This is a genomic window from Rhodococcus sp. SJ-2, from assembly GCF_053750035.1.
In genome coordinates, this window is sequence record NZ_CM132340.1 from 218,595 (window position 1) to 236,134 (window position 17,540).

Genomic DNA, 17,540 nt, shown 5'->3' on the forward strand with positions numbered 1-17,540 from the left:
TCCTACAGTTGCGTGAGCTTCGTGGCCACCACGGGCCGCACTGGCTTGGGCGCGGCACCGCAACTCGCGGGTCGCTCCGAGAGCTCCCTGACCTCGACGTCGACCCGCCATTCCCGTCCGTCACGGTGCCGCACGAGCGGTTCGGTTCCGGTCTCGTCGACGGTGAAGGCATCGATCGACAGGTCGCCCACAGCACCCCGTACCGCGAGTTCGGCAACCTGACCTGCTGCTCCCCACGTGCTGCGGCCACGCGCACCGAGCGCGGGAACCTCACCGCGTACGGCCGCGCGCACCACCTCGACGCTCTGCTCGGCGTCGAGACGACCGTATGAGTAACCGGTAGGCAGCAGGATCATCGACGGAGCGAATCGGTGCCCGCCGGTGTGCGAGCATTCCCAGACCGCGTCCGAGAATTCTTCCTTCAGCGCCGACGCGACAGGGCGTCCGAGCACCGCACAACACTGGTCGCGCTTTCCGTGCGCGCAGACGAGTACGGTCGGGCCGGACACCGCCTCTCCCAGCCTCGGCGGGGGGCCGGCCACCACGCGCGGCACGATATCGAGTAACTCCGCCGGGTCGGTGATCTCGAGTCGTTCGCACCACGCATTGCCCGGCTCGGTACGAGCGAGGAGGACGGTCTTCGTCGGTCGCGGGACATCGCGGCCCGGACGCCGGATGAACATGATCCGTGCCCCCGCCGCAGCCGCGCGGGCCGAGAGCTCACTCGACAACTCTGCGCCGAGCGCGGTGCCGTCGAGTACGTCGCGACCCCACGCCGACGGGAACTCCAGACATACATAGCCGGGGGCTGTCGCGGTGGTGCCGGGCAAAGGCTCGTCGACGGCGGACAGCGCAGAACAAGTGGAGGCAGCGGTGGTCACGCCGCCATTGTGTCCCGCCCGCACATCCGAAGAAAGGCGGGCGGCGACGGTGTCAGCGGGTGCGCCGCAGTCGCCTGATCCCCGCCTGCGTCCAGATCCTGAGGAAGCCCTGGGACAGATAGGCGAGGCAGCCGAGGGCGAGCGTCCACTTGGTGACGCTGATCGTGGATGCGGCGCGCACCGTGTCGTCGGTGATCTTGTCGCGGTGGTCGAGCAGGTACAGGCCGGCGACATTCTCCGCGTAATCGCCTGCCGCAGCGATCACGGGCGCGGTGAGCAGAATCCTGCGCACGGCCGGCGACAGCGGCCGATGGTGGTCGAGTGCGCGCGCACCGGCCCGCAACGCCACAGCGAAGGTCAGCGGATGAAACATGTCCCAGTAGTAGTGCTCCCGATAACGGGAGAGTTCGGCTGGTCCGAGACTATCGAGGATCTTCCGGTACTTCGATGCCGAGAACGTCGTCTGCACCGTACCGACGGTCAGCGCGGTGGAACCGAGGACGCGGGCGATGTTCGCCTGCGAGACGACGAACAGAGCGGAGGTCGCGAGAAGCTTCCGGTCGGGCGAGGACAAGGACATGACCCGATCGTATGCCAGTCCACTCCGAGGCGAGTGACTGAAGAGTGCCCGCGTCGGAGGGACCGTCTCGTGAGCTCGGCGCAGAGTGTGCGCTATCGTGTTCGCACTGTCAACGGCCCGGGGGGGGGAGACGATGGAAGACACCATCAGAGCCGACATCGACGAGATGCGTGTGGTATCTCATTCTTTCGATTCGAATGCGGAGGTTGTCAGCCGCATCGACACACGCGGGGTGGTCGCGGGAGCGGCCGACGGATTTACCGGTGGCGCGGCAGTGGTGACGGCGCTGGGCTCGACCGAGGCCGCGATGCGGCGCGCGATCTCGATGATCGCCGATCGCGCGTGGTCGTTGGCCGATACCCTCGATCGCGTCAGTGCGGATTACGAGCACACCGACGCATACTTGGCCGCGGAACTCGCTGCGGCCGTTCCTGAATGATCCCACAGCTCGGTCACGCCCGACGCTGGGCCCCTTCCGTGCTCGCCGACTGCGCGAAAGCCGTCGACGACGCGGCCACCGGCCTCGACGCGTCCCGCACCCGACTCTCCGGAGTCTCGTCGGCTCTGTGGCACCACTGGGAGGGTCGGGCAGCCGAGGCATGCGAACGCCACCTCGACCACGAACAGCGGCACATCGGCACCGTAATCGGCGAATTCGAAGCCCTGGCCGCGCTGATCCGCAGAGCGGAGGAGTCGCTGTCATGGATGATCCTCACCGTCCACAACGCGATTGCTGACGCCGAACGTGCCGGTTTCACTGTCGACGACTCCGGTACGGTCACCGGAGGGACTGCTGATCCGGAACCCGGTGAGCGCACGGCCGCGGAGCACTCCGACGCAATTCGCACCCACCTCGTCGGCCTCGGAGAGATCGACGACCACTATGCCGCGCTCATCGTTCAGGCGGTCTCCGAACTGATAGACGTGACACCACGAGCCGCCACCTTCTCACCGGACGAAGCAGCGCGCGACTGGAAGATGTTCGACGACGGCGAGCTCACCGACGGGGAGGTCGGCCGCCTGCTATCCAACCTGACGGCCGCAGGACTCGATCCTTCTGCGCTCGCCGACCTTGCGGCAGGGAAGGAGATCCGCACGCTCCCCACCGGAGCAGTCCAGTACCTCGAAGACCTGTATCGGGAGGGCGGTGTCGACGGATTCCTGGCCCTCCATCGCGCCCTCACGGACGACGGTGGGCCGCAGGCGGTAGCTGCCGCGGAAGCCTTGAGTTCGGGTGTTCTGATCGTGTCGCACGAGCAGGTCTTCGACGCGGACGGCGCACAAGGCGGCTGGGAGCGACTCCCGGACGATGTGCGAGCGCTGACCCAACTGAGGCCGTCCACACCAGCTGCCACGACACTCGGCGAATTCCTCGAATCCGTGTCGCCGTTCGAACGCGAACGACTCGAATCCGTACCCGGCGCAGCCGCAGCCGCACACGCCGAACACCTTCTGGATCCCGACGGCACCTACGCCCGCCGGGTGGGGCAGCAGAACGATTTCTGGGCGGCCGTCGCGGCGTCCGAGGCGGTACCCGGATCGCGCCTCGGCGTCGAACTCGTCCAGGCGGCCTCCACACAGGTGGGTTTGTTCGATGCGCCGGACCACACTCCGTTCGCGTCCACGTCACGATCGGCACCGGCCGGTCTCGGCGAACCCCTGCTCGATGTGGCCACCCGCAACAATGACGTCAACACACGAATCCTCACCGGAGATCTCGACGGCGACGGTATCGCTGACACCCAACGCGACGACATCCTCACCCCGTTGTTCACCCACGACTGGGAGGACGACGGCGCAGCACTCGGCCGAATGACATCGTGGATGACGGATGAGGCCATCGGTGCGACCGACCCGAATGACGCCGACACGGTCGCACGGCGAGACCAGGCCGACCGCGCCGCACTCGGACTGGCGCAGTACATCTCGCACGCCGAGAATTACGAGCGGCTCATGGATGTTCACGGTTCCGACACGTCCGATCTGGGTGAGGCGAACCCTGCCCTGCTTCACGCCATGAGCAGCGGTCTTGTCGGCTACATCCCGCACCTCGCCGGAATCGATACGGACAGCAGCGAATGGACCTTGCGCGCAGTCGAATCCAGCGACGACGGAGACAAGCGGTTCGTCCACGCTCAGCGCGTCTTCTCACTGATGTCGACCGGAGCCGATGCGAACACGACATTCATGGGTGGTGCGTTGACGTTCCAGGAAGCATACGACCGGGAGTTCGTGCGCAGCCTCGTCGAACCCGACAAGTACGGCATGATTTCACCGAATACCGCCGCGGCCGGGAACACCGCCCACATCCAGGCTCTGATCGACACCGGCATCTACAATGCCGCCCTCGAACAGACCCGAGACCAAGAGAACATCCAGAATCTCGTCGCGGAACGCCGCAATCAGGCATACGACACCGGCTACACGATGATGCGCAACACGATCGCATCGTTCGTTCCCGCAAACTTTACAGCCGGCTTGACGATGGACATGCTGAACCCGATGGTGCGCGACCACTTCACTATTCCCGAAACACCCACAGAGAACAGCGCGTTCACGCTGAACGACTCGACAATATCCGCGGAGAACGATATGAGAATTACGCGCTATCTTGTCGAAACAGATGGAATCCCCTCACATCCGTCCGCAGTCGAGAATCTCGCCGCAGCGGGGATCCTCTCTGCCGACGGAACACCAGCTACAGAACGCACTGATCCCCTCAGTCACCCCACTCAGGAAATTCGAAAGATGATCACGACTGCACTGAATGCCGAATACGGCACTGACTATTCGAACAATTACAACGAGGAGTATTTGATCAGTTACCGCGATGTTGCGCCCACCGTCAACTTTGTCCGGTAATTCCACATGAAGTGGATCGTGAAAGTTTCGGGTACCTGCGCAGTTCTCCTTTGCGTTGGATGCTCCCCGGTCGAACCCCCTCCAGGGATTCCATCGAAGCCCTCCGATACTGCGGGTTTCGAAGCACAGAACCTCTCGCACCGATGGACCGCCGGCCCTGGAGTCAGTTTGGAATCCCCTGAGATCCAGACCGTCCGTGCGTTCCAGGAGTCGGAGGATTTCTACTACAGTTCAGGAAGCGCCTCTTCCACATATCCCGGCTTCGTCGACGCCGCGCCATACAATGTGCCCGAAACTACGCAGGCATTTCCCCGAACCGGAACCATTCACAATCATATCATCGACATCAGGGCACTCACCGACCGGATGGGACGTGATACCACCCGCGTCACCTTCTGCGAAGATCGGTCGGGCACGGCCGAACCCACGCAAAATACATGGACCGTGCGAGATCCGGGCAGCAGCATAACGGTTATCGCAGTCACCCGAACCGATCCCCCGAACGTGGTACCAATACTCGATCACAATATGAGAACTGCCCATCCGAATTGGAACGCACTGAAAGGATGGACCATCGAACAATCTGTCGATTTCGACGACTGGTTCTTCGATACCCGCGATCCGGTCGACCGACAGCTGGTCGACTACTGCACAGACGTATTCCAACGGTCCGACCCGCTCGCCTTCCCTGGCGACGTCCTCACCACCGCGCCGGAGGTCGAGCCCTTCACACCGGGTTGGCCAACCGCCCTCGACAGCACCACCGAATGAGCAGACCGCCACACCCGGATGGTCAGTCGGCGAGAAAGGGCAGCACCGTCGCCGCGAATTCTCCCGACCGATCGCGATGGATACTGTGTCCGCACAGAACCTCCCGCACCACACCTGAGTTGGCTCATCTCGTTAGTGCGTGAGTCACTGGCCTGAAATCCGGTCCAGAATCTCGCGGATCTCGGGCTCGACCTGCGGTGGGAACGTATGCCGGGTGCCGTTGATCGCGATGGTCGCCGAACGCAACGGGCGCAGCTTCTTGACGACGTTGCCGATCGCCAACCCGGTACGTTCCTGAACCAGACGCGAGACGGCCAACGCCGCGAACACGATCGTCAGATGCGCCTCGATCGAATCCTTCGTGCGGTGAAAGATCGGCCGAGCCCGCAGATCGGTTTTCGACATTCGGAACGACTGCTCCACATGCCACAGATCATGATATTTCGCGATCACCTCGCCCGGATCCATCAGTGAGGCAGGAGCATTCGTCACGTACCCTTTCAAGCCCGAGAGGGAGCGAGCACGTTCGAGGGATGCGGTATCGAGGCTGCGGCCCTGCGCGGTGGTCTTGACGAACCGTGTCGACTTCGGCGGTGTACCGCCGTCGACGACGGCCCGGGCGCGGGCTTCCTGCGCATTCAACGTCTTCTCGTCCCGCGCCGCTCGTGCGGTCGAGTACTGCCACACCGCCCGCCACGCATTCGGATGATCGGCCGGACTCCACACCGGTTCGGCGCGTTTGCGGACGTTGTTGACCTTCGATCGACCGTGCCTGGGGGTGATCGTGTCGACGATCTGACCATTGGTGAAAGCATTGCCGTGCCAATGGAAGTGGGAGTCGAGATCTCCGGGTGCTTTCGTCACCCGGGAACCGACGATGAACTTCAGGCCCGCGTCATCGAGATCGGACAGATTCGACGCCGACAGCATCCCGGCGTCGGCAGCAACGACCATCTCCACACCGGTGATGTCGTGGCGTTCCTGGAACTGGCGCACGATCGGCACAATGGTGTGGGTTTCGGCATGGTTGCCTTCGAAACATCCGATTTCCAAGGGAAATCCGGTGCGGTCCACCAGGAGCCCGACCACGATCTGCGGGTCCACACGTCGTTCCTTGCTGTAGCCGACTTTCCGTAGGGCGTCTTCTTTTTCGGCTTCGAAGTACAAGGTGGTGACGTCGTAGAGCAGCAGACTCAGACCTCCGGTGTCGGCGGCGTGGGCGAAGCACCGCTCGGCGATGACGGCCCGGTAGTCCTTGTCGAGGACCAAACGCAGGTGGCGTTTGATGGTGGCGTAACTCGCTGGGGTGGCGCCGAGGTCACGCAGGACTCGGCCGGCATCGAGTTTCGAGCCGGGTTCGACGATGCGGGCGATCACCAGGTCCCGGAACACCTCATCGTCGATCCGGTCGAATCCGAGCTGGTCGTAGGCGGTGCGCAGGGCTTCCCGCAACAGCACCGACGCGGTGGTTTCGGTTCGGCCCGGCGCATCGAGCACCGGTCGTTGTTCGTCGATTGGTGCCGGCAGCAACGTTCCTTGCCCGGTCGGAAGGGTGTTTTCGACGGGCAGTTGTGGGGTGATGCCCAGGTCGAGGGCCTGTTGGTCGGGTTCGAGCCAGGCTCGGGCGCGTTCGAGGAGCATGCCGAGTTCGATGTCGGTGTGGGCGGATCCGATGTGTTTGACGATTTCCTGCCGGCCGCCGGTGTAGCGGGCGATCTGCACGGCGGTGGCTCCGGACTTGGTGCGGACTCGCCTGATGAACGCCACTCGATGAGCGTAGACGGGCTCGGTTAGTGCGTGAAATCAGCCATTCAGCGTCGAGAAGCACCTGGTCACAGCGCTGTGGTCAAGATTCTCGGCCTGGAGTGAGCCAAGTCAGGAGGGCAGCACCGTCGCCGCGAATTCTCCCGACCGATCGCGATGGATACTGTGTCCGCACAGAACCTCCCGCACCACACCGTCCGGAAGCAGCGCAAGGGCCTCGGTGAGCAGTCGCGGGTCGACCATGCTTCCACGGCGCGCACCGCGCAGCAGCATCGTCGGAGACTTCATCGACGGAAGTTGTTCCCACCACACCGGATTCGACGTGTGGAACTGAGATACCACGGAGTCGATCATCGATCGGTCGAACGAGAACACTGCCCGCGGGTTGAGCACCATGCTGGTGGCGGCGTGCCACAGTTCGGCGGGCGTCGGGCGGTGCGCAGGAACTTCGGGAACCGGATCGCTCGCGCGCAACGGTAGCGGCGCCTCCTCCAGGACGAGCCGTCGCACCAGCCCGGGCTGCTGCTGCGCCACCAGCGAACCGGCGTGGCCACCGAGGGAATGCCCCACCAGATCCACAGTGTCGAAACCCAGGTGCTCGCACAGGCCTGCGATATCGGCGGCGAACTCCGAGAACCGGTACGACGTCGCGCGAGCGCTGCGGCCGTGTCCGCGCAGGTCCACAGCGACCACCCGGCGCCCGGCGGCGGTGAGCCGCCGGGTGAACCCGTCCCAGGTGCGCGCGTCGCCGCCCATGCCGTGCACCAGCACGACCGGCACCCCCTCAGCAGTTCTGCGAGGCGCCGAATCCCGGTAGGCGATCGCGACATCGTTCGGCGTCGCGGTGAGCACTGAGGTAGCCACGATATCCAGCCTAATCAGCCGGTCTGCTCAGTCGTAGACACCCTCCACACTCCACCCGTCTGCTCCGTGGACGATCAGCAGGGCCCGGCCTCCATCGAGCTGCACCTGCAGTCGCGCGATGTCGCGGGCGGTCTCGGGATCCCACCAGTATTCGTCCACCGGCCAAGGTCCCGCCCATCCGGTCACCTGCCAGCTGCGACTTCCCCATCGCAACTGCGTCGGCCGACCGCTGAGCAGACCCCGTTCGGTGATCGTCACCTCCTCACCCACGTCGTCGTCCAACGCGATCGGCGGCGGCACGTGCATCACCATGGCCGGGGCCGGGGGCGGTAACCGTCCGGGCCAGGGCGCGTCCGGATCCGACGAGGGCACCGCCTCTTCCCCCACCGGGACGAGAGTGATTCGCTCAACGGGTCCGCGTCCACCGCTGAGCACCCCCACCCGGACCGCATCACCTCCGAGCAGACCCTGCACTCGGACCAGTGCCCTCCGTGCCCGTTCGTCCTCCTCGCCGATACCGCCCCACAGGCCCAACTGCAAAGTGCCGGAATCCACCACTTCCACGGGCTCGAGACGCAACATGGTGATTCCAGTGGTGGCGCGATCGGCGCTGCGTCCGGTAAGCCAGCCGTCGAGTTGCCAGCGCACCCGGTCCGCGGTCCCTTCGGGGGTCAACGGCCCGGCGCAACGCCACGTCCGCGCCAGTTCTTCACCGCTGCCGGCGTGGGCCGACACGAGGAGCCGCGTGCACGCCACACCGGCCGCAGCAAGTCGGGTGTGCAACAGTTCGGCGAGCATCCGGCCGAGGAACGCCGCGGTGTCCACCCGCTCGATCGGGGGATCGCACACGTGCTCCACCGTGAGATCGGGAGGCACCGCACGTCCCGACGGCGGACGCTCGGGTAGTCCACGCGCACACCGGTGCGCCACCACTGCGTCAGCGCCGAACCTCGATGCCACATCGGATACCGGCAGCGCCGCAAACGCCCCGATCGTGCGCACCCCCAGCCGACGTAGCAGATCGACCAGGTCGGCACGCTCCGGCGCAGCCAGCGCCGGTTCCACTGCCAACTGAGAAATCGGCAGCGGAGCAAGGAACGCAGGGCCGTCGCCGCTCGACACCAACGCAGCCCGACGGGCAGCGAGCACTGCGGTGGACAGTTCGTCGGCAACACCGACCTGGCATTCCACTCCCACGGAAGCGACCTCGTCGACGAGACGTTCTGCGGCGGCCTCTTCCGATCCGAACCATCGCACGACGCCGCGCGCCGCGAGTACAACGAGGCCCGGGCGCAGCACCTCGGCGCCGGGAGCGGCCGCATCGATCGCCGCGACCACCGGCTCGAAGAGCCGAGCATCCCGATCCGGATCGTTTTGTGCCACATGAAGTTCAGGGCATCTTCCTTGAGCTTCACGACGCACCGAGCCACGGACCACACCGGCCGCTCGGGCCGACGCCGAACATGCGACCACCCGATTCGCGGACACCACAGCGATCGGTGTGGTGGCAGGAATGCCTGCCGCCGCAGCCGCAGCCACCGGGGGCCAGTCCGGGCACCACACCGCCACGACACGCGACGTCGACCGGCCACCTCTGGTCACTGGATCATCCCTGATCACTGGGCCACCACGAGGTTCGGAACGGAATCGACGGTCGACACCGCATCTGTTCGCCGCCGCTCACCGGATACCCATCGCACGCCATCGGACTCGGCACAGACATCGATACGCGCAGTTCGGGGACCGGCGGCACGTCCCGAGGCCCGCACCGACAACCCGATACCGCACAACCGCGCCCGTCCCGGTCCTGTCAGTCCTTCGTAACCACTCACCTGTGCCTCGAGGCGCACCTGCGCGCCGTCCCAACGCCCGTCGGTGACCACCAAGACCGCACCTTTGCTCCGCACACGAGCCGCGACGACGCGGGTCCGCGACGGCGGAACCGACCTTCCTCCCAAACCGAGCACCACCAGGTCCAGCCCATCGAGCAGCACGGCCGCGACCTCCACCGGATCGGGCCCTGGGTCGGGGATCATCGCCACCCGGCTCAGCCGGGCTCCCATTTCCGCCGCCGCGAGCAATCCGAGTCGCCGCTGACCGATGACGGCTGCGTGCCCACCCGCTGCGGTCACCGCCGCCACCATGCCCAGCAGCAACGATGCCGACCCCGACACGGACACCACGGTGCCGCGAACCAATCCTCCACGTGGGAGCAGTTCGGTGAGAGGTTCGGGCACCGGCAGCACCCGCTCGACCGGACTGTGCACCGGAGCAGGCGCGGAGGTCTCCCCTTTCGCCGGAACCGCGGAGATCTGGCGCCTCAGCGCCTCGATCCGCTCCGTTCTACTCGGCCCTCCACTGTCGCCGACCGTTTCTTCATCGACCGGAAATTCGGCCACTTCACCCACATGCACCCCTGTCATCCGCCTGCCGCATTCGCTCACGACCTGCCGACCACGGGGAAGACGTGGCCCAGCCCGAATTGAATTCGAACGTATTTTCGAACTTGTCCAGTAGACCCGATGCCGGCACCTGCCGTCAAGTGATCGCCCCCACCGTGATCCGTCGACCCGCCGAGGTATCCGGCGGGATCGATTACCCTCGTGAGGTGGCAGAACGGGAACGAGAGGGAAGGGTCGTCGGTCCGGATCACCTGGTGGCCGGACGATATCGACTCGATTCCAAGCTCGGTGGCGGAGGCATGGGCGCCGTATGGCTCGCCCGCGACAATCGACTCGGGCGGAACGTGGCCGTCAAGCAGGTGATCTCCACCGCAGATCTCGACCCTGCCGCCGCCGAGGAGATCCGCAGGCTCGCTCTCCGCGAGGGCCGGGTCGCCGCCCAGCTCACCCACGAGCATGCGATCTCCATGTACGACGTCGCACTCCACTACGGCGAACCGTGGCTGGTCATGGAGCACCTGCCGTCCCGCAGCCTCGCTCAGGTCATGAACGCGATCGACATCTTGCCGCCGTACGTGGTCGCGCAGATCGGTGCCGATGTCGCCGATGCTCTCGCAGCCGCCCACGAGGCAGGCATCGTGCATCGCGATGTCAAGCCGGGCAATATCCTCATCGCCGAACGCGGCAACGACGCAGGCGTCGTGAAGATCAGCGACTTCGGCATCGCCCGCGCCAAGGGCGACAACGATCCGTCCAGTGTGATCATCGGTACCCCCGCCTATTTCGCACCCGAGGTCGCCCGGGGAAGCGATCCCACCGAGGCGAGCGACGTGTTCTCCCTCGGCGCCACCCTCTACACCGCAATCGAGGGACAGCCACCGTTCGGCTACGAAGCGGACTCGATCGCACTCCTGCACCGCGTCGCCCGTGCCGAGATCATCCCTCCGACCAGAACCGGGCTCCTCACCGACACCCTGCTCGCCATGCTCGAACCCGACCCGGCACGCAGGCCGACGATGGTCGAGGCACGCAATCGCCTCACCGAAGTGGTGCTCGGCCCAGGCGGAAACCCGGCTGTGCTCCGCGGCAGGCCCATCGTGTCCCAGGACGGCACCGTTCCGTCCTGGGCCCAACGTTCGACTCCGGCCGACGACCAGACACGCCCCCGAAGTTCGTTCATGGATCAGCCTTTGACCATGCCCACGACACCGAGGGCCGGAGGCACCGGCTCGCCGTCCTCGTGGCCGGCCTCTGTACTCGACCGTCTGATTCCCAAGGGTGACCTCCCGGAATCGACGCAGGAGAAGGTTCTCGCATATGCACCCATGGCGATGGCGGTGATGGGGGCGATCATCCTCATCGCGCTCGTCATCGCGCTGGTCATCGCGTTCCTCGTGGCCTGATCCCCGCCGTGGCCTGATCCCCTGCAGCGTGTCGGTGCCGTGTGCCACTGTTCGTCAGCCCGGCGAAACCAGCACGAGGAGACCCAATGACCACATCCGATCCGACCACACCCGATCCGACCATGGCCGCCATCACCGAAGCCGTCACCACGGGCCGCTCCGGCGACACCGTCGCCGCGCGTGTCCGTCTCGAAACTCTGTGGGAGGAAATCGGACCCGAAGGCGACGCGCTGCACCGCTGCGCTCTCGCGCATTTCCTTGCCGATCTCTACGACGATGCCACGATTTCCCTCACGTGGGACGCCCGGGCACTCGAGGCCGCCGATTCTCTCGACGACACCCGAGTGCAGCAGGAGCACGCGTCGCTGCAGATCCGTGGGTTCTACCCGTCGCTGCATCTCAACCTTGCCGACGATCACCGCCGCCTGGGCAATTTCGATGCCGCTACCGAGCACCTCACCGCAGCACGGATCTACCTCGACGCCCTCGCCGACGACGGGTACGGCGCCACCGTCCGATCCGGCATCGACAACGTGACACGAGCGCTCGCGGAGAGGAGCACCGAACGCCTCGTCACACATTGACGGGCTTGACCGACTCCCCGCCCTTTATCAGTCGATACGCCGTCGATGCGCCCACCGGGTAAGCGCATTGCGGTTGGACTGCTGGGTTTTGCGCAGCACATTCGACGCGTGCGTCTCGACGGTCTTCACCGAGATCACGAGTTCCTCGGCAATCTCGCGGTACGTGTATCCGCGGGCGAGCAGTCGCAGCACCTCGAGTTCGCGCGGAGTCAGTGAATCGAGTTCGGGATCGAGCGGGGGCTCCGGCGCAGTCGACCTGCCGGTGAACGAATCCAGCACGAACCCGGCCAAGCGTGGGCTGAAGACCGCGTCTCCCCCCGCCACCCGTCGTACCGCGTCGGCGAGATCCGGGCCGGAGATCGTCTTGGTGACGTAGCCGCGTGCTCCCGCCCTGATCACCGCGATGACGTCCTCGGCTGCATCGGACACGCTCAGCGCCAGGCACACCGACGCCGGATCGATACGGCTGAGCACTGCGACACCGCCACCGTCGGGCATGTGCACGTCGAGCAGCACCACATCGGGTTTCGCGGCGCCGATCCCTGCGACAGCCTCCGCAACACCGCCGGCCTCACCGACGATCTCCATGTCCTGTTCGCGTCCCAGTTCGGCTCGGACGCCGGACCTGAACACCGCGTGGTCGTCGACGAGAAAAACCCGGAAACGCCGGGTCGGTTCGGAGATCTCGGACGGTGTCGCCGAAGTCGAACTCACTGGGGCTGCTCCTCGTGGTGGGGCTGTGTCGCCTCCCACTCTAGGGTCGCCTCCTCCGTACCTGCCCTCTGCGGGGTCGTCTCTGTGGCGTGTCCCCCACCGGATCGGGGCATATGAATGCGGACCTCCGTGCCCTTCCCGAGCGCGGTCTTGACCACGGTGCGTCCACCGCGTCGCTCGATCCGCGCGGTGATCGACCGCGCCAGGCCATGCCGGTCTTCCGGCACCGCGTCCGGGTCGAAACCGACACCGCGATCGCGGACGAACACACTGATCTCGTGGGGTTCGACCTCTGCGAACAGGTCGATGTTGTCCACTTGCGCGTGCTTCGCTGCGTTGACAAGGGCTTCCCGTGTGGCACCGAGCACCGCTGTGAATGCCTCCGCTGATACGTCCTCGTCATCGGGCGCCACGTCGCCGACGATCACGGGAGCCACGGACACGCCGCGCTGGTCCTCCACTTCCCCGGCGATGGTGCGCAGTGCTTCGGCCAGGGACGTACGCGGAGTTTCGTCGCCGCCGAAGAGCCAGCGCCGCAACTCACGTTCCTGGCTGCGCGCGAGCCGCACGACCTCCTGCGGACTGTCCGCCTGTTTCTGGATCAGCGCCAACGTCTGCAACACGGAATCGTGCAGATGCGAGGCGATCTCGTCGCGTTCCTCAGTGCGGACCCGTGCCGCGCGCTCGGTCTCGAGGGCTCTCCACATGCGAATCCACAACGGCACGGACAGCAGGGCGGCCCCGACCAACGTGACGATGACAGCGAGCAGCGACGATCGCAGCGCCTCGACGTCCACCTGAGCGAGGACGACGACACCGAGGCCGGTGACCACGAGGGTGAGACCTCCGAGGACGCGCGCCCACGCGAGCACTGTCGGTTTCGCAGGCAGACCGAACACCGAACGGGGCCCTTCGGCGTCGAACTCCCGCCAGACGAGGGCCGCGCCCACCGACACGACGACGACCGGCGCAATCGCCGAGGCCGCACCTCCGCTGAACAACCACGACAACCCGATGGCAAGCGCGATACCCATGACTGCGAGTCCCACGGCGCGACGGCGTTCCGTTCCGGACGGCCGATCCGTGTCGGCTCCGGGCGGAACGAACATCCACAGCAGTCCGTAGGCGACGATGCCCAGTCCGCCGAGCGCGGCGAGCACCGTGAATGCGACACGTACCTTGGTGACGTCGATATCGAGATGGTCGGCGAGGCCGCCTGCGACCCCACCGACGACTCGACCGCCGACCCTCCGTTGGAGGCGATCGACAGGCACGGGTAATCCGGATACAAGGTCCACTCGTCGATACTGACACGATGTAGCGCCCCGGGGCATCGGGGAACGACCCTGAGGTCGAAGCCTCCACCAACGGTCACGAAATCAGGGTTCGCCCCTGATGTGCGGAACGACCCGGACCGACAGGATGGAGGCCATGACCACGCGAACCTTCCCAGAACAACTCACAGATATGTGGCGCACCCGCCCTGTGCGGTTGCCCGAGCAGGGACACGTCGCCGGTGTGTGCGCAGGTATCGGTGTGCGGTACGGCATCGACCCCGTGCTGGTGCGGATAGCGTTCGTCGTGTCAGCGCTCTTCGGTGGTGCAGGCATCGTGCTGTACCTGGCGGCGTGGGTACTGTTCACCCGGCACGGCGACCAGGTCTCGGCGATCGAATCACTCGTCGGCCGCGGCCACAGCTCCGATTCGAGCAGCAAGGTGATCGTCCTTCTCGTCGCACTCGCCATCGCTGCGAGCGCGGTCGGCCCGGTCGGTGTCGGCTCCGGCGGGTCCGGCTTCATCAGCATGGTCCTGATGCTCGGTGGTTGGTGGTTACTGTATCAACGCCGACCCGAGCCTCCCGTCCTTCCGCCGCCGGCCACCGGGTTCTCGTTCCACCGCAACATGTTCCCGGCGCCGCCGTTCGGTCAGCCGTTCCAGATGCCGTTCACAGATCCGACGTTCACCCCGCCCTCCCCGTCACCGGACACATCCGAAACGACGACCCGGCGTGACGACATCGGCGGTACCACCGACGGTCCCGGCCCCGGCATCCCGGAGAACGACAACACCGTCTCGTTGTCGAAATCGAAGGACGCCCCCGCGCCGGAGGGCATCACACAGACCCGGGGGGAACAGCCGTTCCAGTCCGGCAGTGCCACACCACCCGCTTGGGATCCGCTCGGTGTCGCGCCGTTCGCGTGGGACCTCCCCGAACCGGCACCGACGCACTCACCTGTCCCCGTCGAGAAGAAGCCGCGTTCGCGTCTGACCACGACAATCCTCGGGTTCGCCGTGTTGGCAGCGGCAGCTGCCGGGACGGTCGCCGTCTCCACCGACGTCCAATGGCTGACCCCGGCACGGATCGCGGCGATCGCTCTTGCGGTGATCGGTCTGGGTCTGCTGCTCGGTGCGTTCCTGCACCGCGGATACGGTCTCCTCGTGGTGACCGGTCCGCTGATGGGGTTCGTCATCCTCGGATCATTGGTCGGGCCGCTCGACATCCAGTCGTCGGGCGAGCAACGATTCGAGGCGCGTACGGCCGCCGAGTTGAACTCGGAGTACTCCGTCCAGCTCGGAGACCTACAGCTCGATCTGACGAACCTCGATCTGACGCAGGACCACGCGATCTCGATCGACACCCGGCTCGGCGACTCGCAGATCTTCTTGCCACCGAACCTCGACGTCGACATCACGTGCAGCTCGACCGCCGCGTCCCCGTGTGCCATGCAGGGATTCGACGGTGGAGACGACGGCCCCGGAGGACCGGTCCTGTCCATCGACATCGACACCGTCATGGGAAACACGGAGGTGCATCGTGGCTGATTTCGACACCACATTCGACGCTGGAACCGACGACGCCGGCGCAACCGACAAGGCACGACGCGGGCCTTCGATCCTGCTTCTGCTCTCTGCGATCGCAGCGCTGGTGGTCAGTGGATGGGCCCTCATCGGTCCCTTCTCCCTCGACTTCCTCGGCGCATTCGACACCGGATGGATTCTCGTCGGTGCCGCGATCGTCATCGGCGCAATCCTCGTGCTGATTCCGGGGCGCCGGAAGAACCACCACTAGGAATGACAATGCCTGTGCCCCGGACCGTGACGGTCCGGGGCACAGGCATCTCTCACGACACCTGCGGTGTCGTCACTCCCACTCGATGGTTCCCGGCGGCTTGCTCGTCACGTCGAGGACCACGCGGTTGACGTCGGCCACCTCGTTGGTGATACGCGTGGAGATCCGCTCGAGGGTTTCGTAGGGCAGGCGCGTCCAGTCGGCAGTCATCGCATCCTCACTGGAGACCGGACGCAGCACTATCGGGTGACCGTAGGTGCGTCCGTCGCCCTGAACGCCGACGCTGCGCACGTCGGCGAGCAGCACCACCGGGCACTGCCAGATCTGACCGTCCAGACCTGCAGACGTCAGTTCCTCGCGGGCGATCGAATCGGCATGGCGCAAGATCTCGAGACGCTCGCGGGTGACCTCACCGATGATGCGGATACCGAGACCGGGGCCCGGGAACGGCTGACGGCCCACGATCTCCTCGGGCAGACCCAGCTGACGACCGACCGCGCGCACCTCGTCCTTGAACAGCAGGCGGAGCGGTTCGACGAGTTCGAACTGCAGGTCTTCGGGGAGCCCACCGACATTGTGATGGCTCTTGATGTTCGCGGTTCCGGATCCTCCGCCGGATTCGACGACGTCGGGGTACAAGGTGCCCTGTACAAGGAACTCGACCTTCTCGCCCTTCGAGGCACCTTCACCCAGGACCTCCGACACTGCACCTTCGAAGCTACGGATGAACTCGCGACCGATGATCTTGCGCTTCGTCTCGGGATCGGTGACGCCGGACAGTTCACTCAGGAACGTTTCGGACGCGTCGACGGTGATGAGCCGAGCCCCTGTCGCTGCGACGAAGTCGCGCTCGACCTGCTGCCGTTCCCCCTCACGCATCAGACCGTGATCGACGAACACACAGGTCAATCGGTCACCGATGGCGCGCTGCACGAGCGCCGCAGCCACTGCGGAATCGACACCGCCGGAGAGCCCACAGATCGCGCGTCCGTCACCGACCTGCTCGCGGACCTGCTCGACGAGTGCATCGGCAATGTTGGCGGCGGTCCACTCGCCGGGGATGCCCGCGATCTCGTGCAGGAACCGGCTCAGAACCTGCTGGCCGTGCGGTGAATGCAGCACTTCAGGGTGGTACTGGACGCCGGCGAGACGACGCGCACGGTCCTCGAATGCGGCGACGGGTGCGCCTGCACTCGTGGCGGTCACCTCGAATCCCTCGGGTGCCACGGTCACGCCGTCGCCGTGGCTCATCCACACGGGTTGCGTCGCGGGCAGACCGTCGTGCAACACACCGCCGGACACGGACAGGTCGGTGCGGCCGTACTCACGGGCTCCGGTGTGCGCGACAGTGCCGCCGAGCGCATTCGCCATGGCCTGGAAGCCGTAGCAGATGCCGAACACCGGAATGTCCAGGCCGAACAGTTTCGGGTCGAGTTGCGGAGCACCGTCCTCGTACACGCTGGAGGGACCACCGGACAGGATCACCGCAAGGGGTTCCTTGGCCGCGATCTCCTCGATGCTCGTGGTGTGCGGGACAACTTCCGAATAGACATTGGCCTCGCGCACACGTCGTGCGATCAGCTGTGCGTACTGGGCTCCGAAGTCGACGACGAGTACGGGTCGGGACTGCTGGGTTTGCGACACC

16 protein-coding genes are annotated in these 17,540 nt (G+C 65.7%); 7 read left to right on the plus strand and 9 right to left on the minus strand.

Going from position 1 to position 17,540, the window contains the following annotated elements; all coding sequences use genetic code 11:
* Positions 1-2 precede the first annotated feature (2 nt).
* Both ACSYG9_RS01075 and ACSYG9_RS01080 read right to left on the minus strand, forming a co-directional pair.
* Complete coding sequence (locus ACSYG9_RS01075) at positions 3-881, minus strand: sucrase ferredoxin (protein WP_454840786.1); 879 nt, start codon at positions 879-881, stop codon at positions 3-5.
* Between the two features lie 52 nt (positions 882-933).
* On the minus strand, positions 934-1,461 hold the full coding sequence (locus ACSYG9_RS01080; RefSeq protein WP_440125462.1) for a hypothetical protein: 528 nt from the start codon (positions 1,459-1,461) through the stop codon (positions 934-936).
* A 133-nt stretch (positions 1,462-1,594) separates the two neighbouring features.
* Between ACSYG9_RS01080 and ACSYG9_RS01085 the strand changes: the two genes are divergently transcribed.
* From ACSYG9_RS01085 to ACSYG9_RS01095, 3 genes are all read left to right on the plus strand, one after another.
* The gene (locus ACSYG9_RS01085; protein WP_454840788.1) at positions 1,595-1,900 is read left to right on the plus strand and encodes a hypothetical protein; all 306 of its coding nucleotides are present in this window, start codon (positions 1,595-1,597) and stop codon (positions 1,898-1,900) included.
* Positions 1,897-4,323, plus strand: coding sequence for a TPR repeat region-containing protein (locus ACSYG9_RS01090; RefSeq protein ID WP_440125464.1), 2,427 nt, complete (start codon positions 1,897-1,899; stop codon positions 4,321-4,323). Before ACSYG9_RS01085 ends, ACSYG9_RS01090 begins: the two co-directional genes overlap by 4 nt.
* A 168-nt stretch (positions 4,324-4,491) precedes the next feature.
* On the plus strand, positions 4,492-5,094 hold the full coding sequence (locus ACSYG9_RS01095; protein WP_440125465.1) for a hypothetical protein: 603 nt from the start codon (positions 4,492-4,494) through the stop codon (positions 5,092-5,094).
* Between the two features lie 144 nt (positions 5,095-5,238).
* Here ACSYG9_RS01095 and ACSYG9_RS01100 read toward each other — a convergent pair whose 3' ends face one another.
* The 4 genes from ACSYG9_RS01100 to ACSYG9_RS01115 form a co-directional block, all read right to left on the minus strand.
* A complete protein-coding gene (locus ACSYG9_RS01100) occupies positions 5,239-6,861 on the minus strand; it encodes an IS1634 family transposase (RefSeq protein ID WP_454840790.1) in 1,623 nt (540 codons plus the stop codon).
* A 108-nt stretch (positions 6,862-6,969) separates the two neighbouring features.
* Positions 6,970-7,722: an alpha/beta fold hydrolase gene (locus ACSYG9_RS01105; protein WP_454840792.1), complete on the minus strand. Its 753-nt coding sequence runs from the start codon at positions 7,720-7,722 to the stop codon at positions 6,970-6,972.
* A gap of 27 nt (positions 7,723-7,749) precedes the next feature.
* On the minus strand, positions 7,750-9,324 hold the full coding sequence (locus tag ACSYG9_RS01110; protein ID WP_454840794.1) for a DNA polymerase Y family protein: 1,575 nt from the start codon (positions 9,322-9,324) through the stop codon (positions 7,750-7,752).
* A gap of 14 nt (positions 9,325-9,338) precedes the next feature.
* A complete protein-coding gene (locus ACSYG9_RS01115; protein WP_440127495.1) occupies positions 9,339-10,130 on the minus strand; it encodes a hypothetical protein in 792 nt (263 codons plus the stop codon).
* 248 nt (positions 10,131-10,378) lie between these two features.
* Here ACSYG9_RS01115 and ACSYG9_RS01120 point away from each other — a divergent pair, with 248 nt between their 5' ends.
* Both ACSYG9_RS01120 and ACSYG9_RS01125 read left to right on the plus strand, forming a co-directional pair.
* The gene (locus ACSYG9_RS01120) at positions 10,379-11,527 is read left to right on the plus strand and encodes a protein kinase domain-containing protein (protein ID WP_440127496.1); all 1,149 of its coding nucleotides are present in this window, start codon (positions 10,379-10,381) and stop codon (positions 11,525-11,527) included.
* Between the two features lie 86 nt (positions 11,528-11,613).
* Complete coding sequence (locus ACSYG9_RS01125) at positions 11,614-12,111, plus strand: hypothetical protein (RefSeq protein ID WP_440125468.1); 498 nt, start codon at positions 11,614-11,616, stop codon at positions 12,109-12,111.
* 27 nt (positions 12,112-12,138) lie between these two features.
* Here ACSYG9_RS01125 and ACSYG9_RS01130 read toward each other — a convergent pair whose 3' ends face one another.
* Together ACSYG9_RS01130 and ACSYG9_RS01135 are read right to left on the minus strand one after the other, a co-directional pair.
* The gene (locus ACSYG9_RS01130) at positions 12,139-12,825 is read right to left on the minus strand and encodes a response regulator (protein ID WP_454840796.1); all 687 of its coding nucleotides are present in this window, start codon (positions 12,823-12,825) and stop codon (positions 12,139-12,141) included.
* The gene (locus ACSYG9_RS01135) at positions 12,822-14,159 is read right to left on the minus strand and encodes a PspC domain-containing protein (RefSeq protein ID WP_440125470.1); all 1,338 of its coding nucleotides are present in this window, start codon (positions 14,157-14,159) and stop codon (positions 12,822-12,824) included. Before ACSYG9_RS01135 ends, ACSYG9_RS01130 begins: the two co-directional genes overlap by 4 nt.
* Before the next feature lie 97 nt (positions 14,160-14,256).
* On the opposite strand from ACSYG9_RS01135, the gene ACSYG9_RS01140 reads away from it, so the two are divergent.
* Complete coding sequence (locus tag ACSYG9_RS01140; RefSeq protein WP_440125471.1) at positions 14,257-15,648, plus strand: PspC domain-containing protein; 1,392 nt, start codon at positions 14,257-14,259, stop codon at positions 15,646-15,648.
* Entirely contained in the window at positions 15,641-15,895 is a 255-nt protein-coding gene (locus tag ACSYG9_RS01145; RefSeq protein WP_454840798.1) for a hypothetical protein, read from the plus strand. Before ACSYG9_RS01140 ends, ACSYG9_RS01145 begins: the two co-directional genes overlap by 8 nt.
* A gap of 72 nt (positions 15,896-15,967) precedes the next feature.
* Here the strand turns inward: ACSYG9_RS01145 and guaA are convergent, their stop codons facing one another.
* Entirely contained in the window at positions 15,968-17,539 is a 1,572-nt protein-coding gene (gene guaA / locus ACSYG9_RS01150) for a glutamine-hydrolyzing GMP synthase (RefSeq protein WP_440125473.1), read from the minus strand.
* Between the last annotated feature and the right edge of the window lies 1 nt (position 17,540).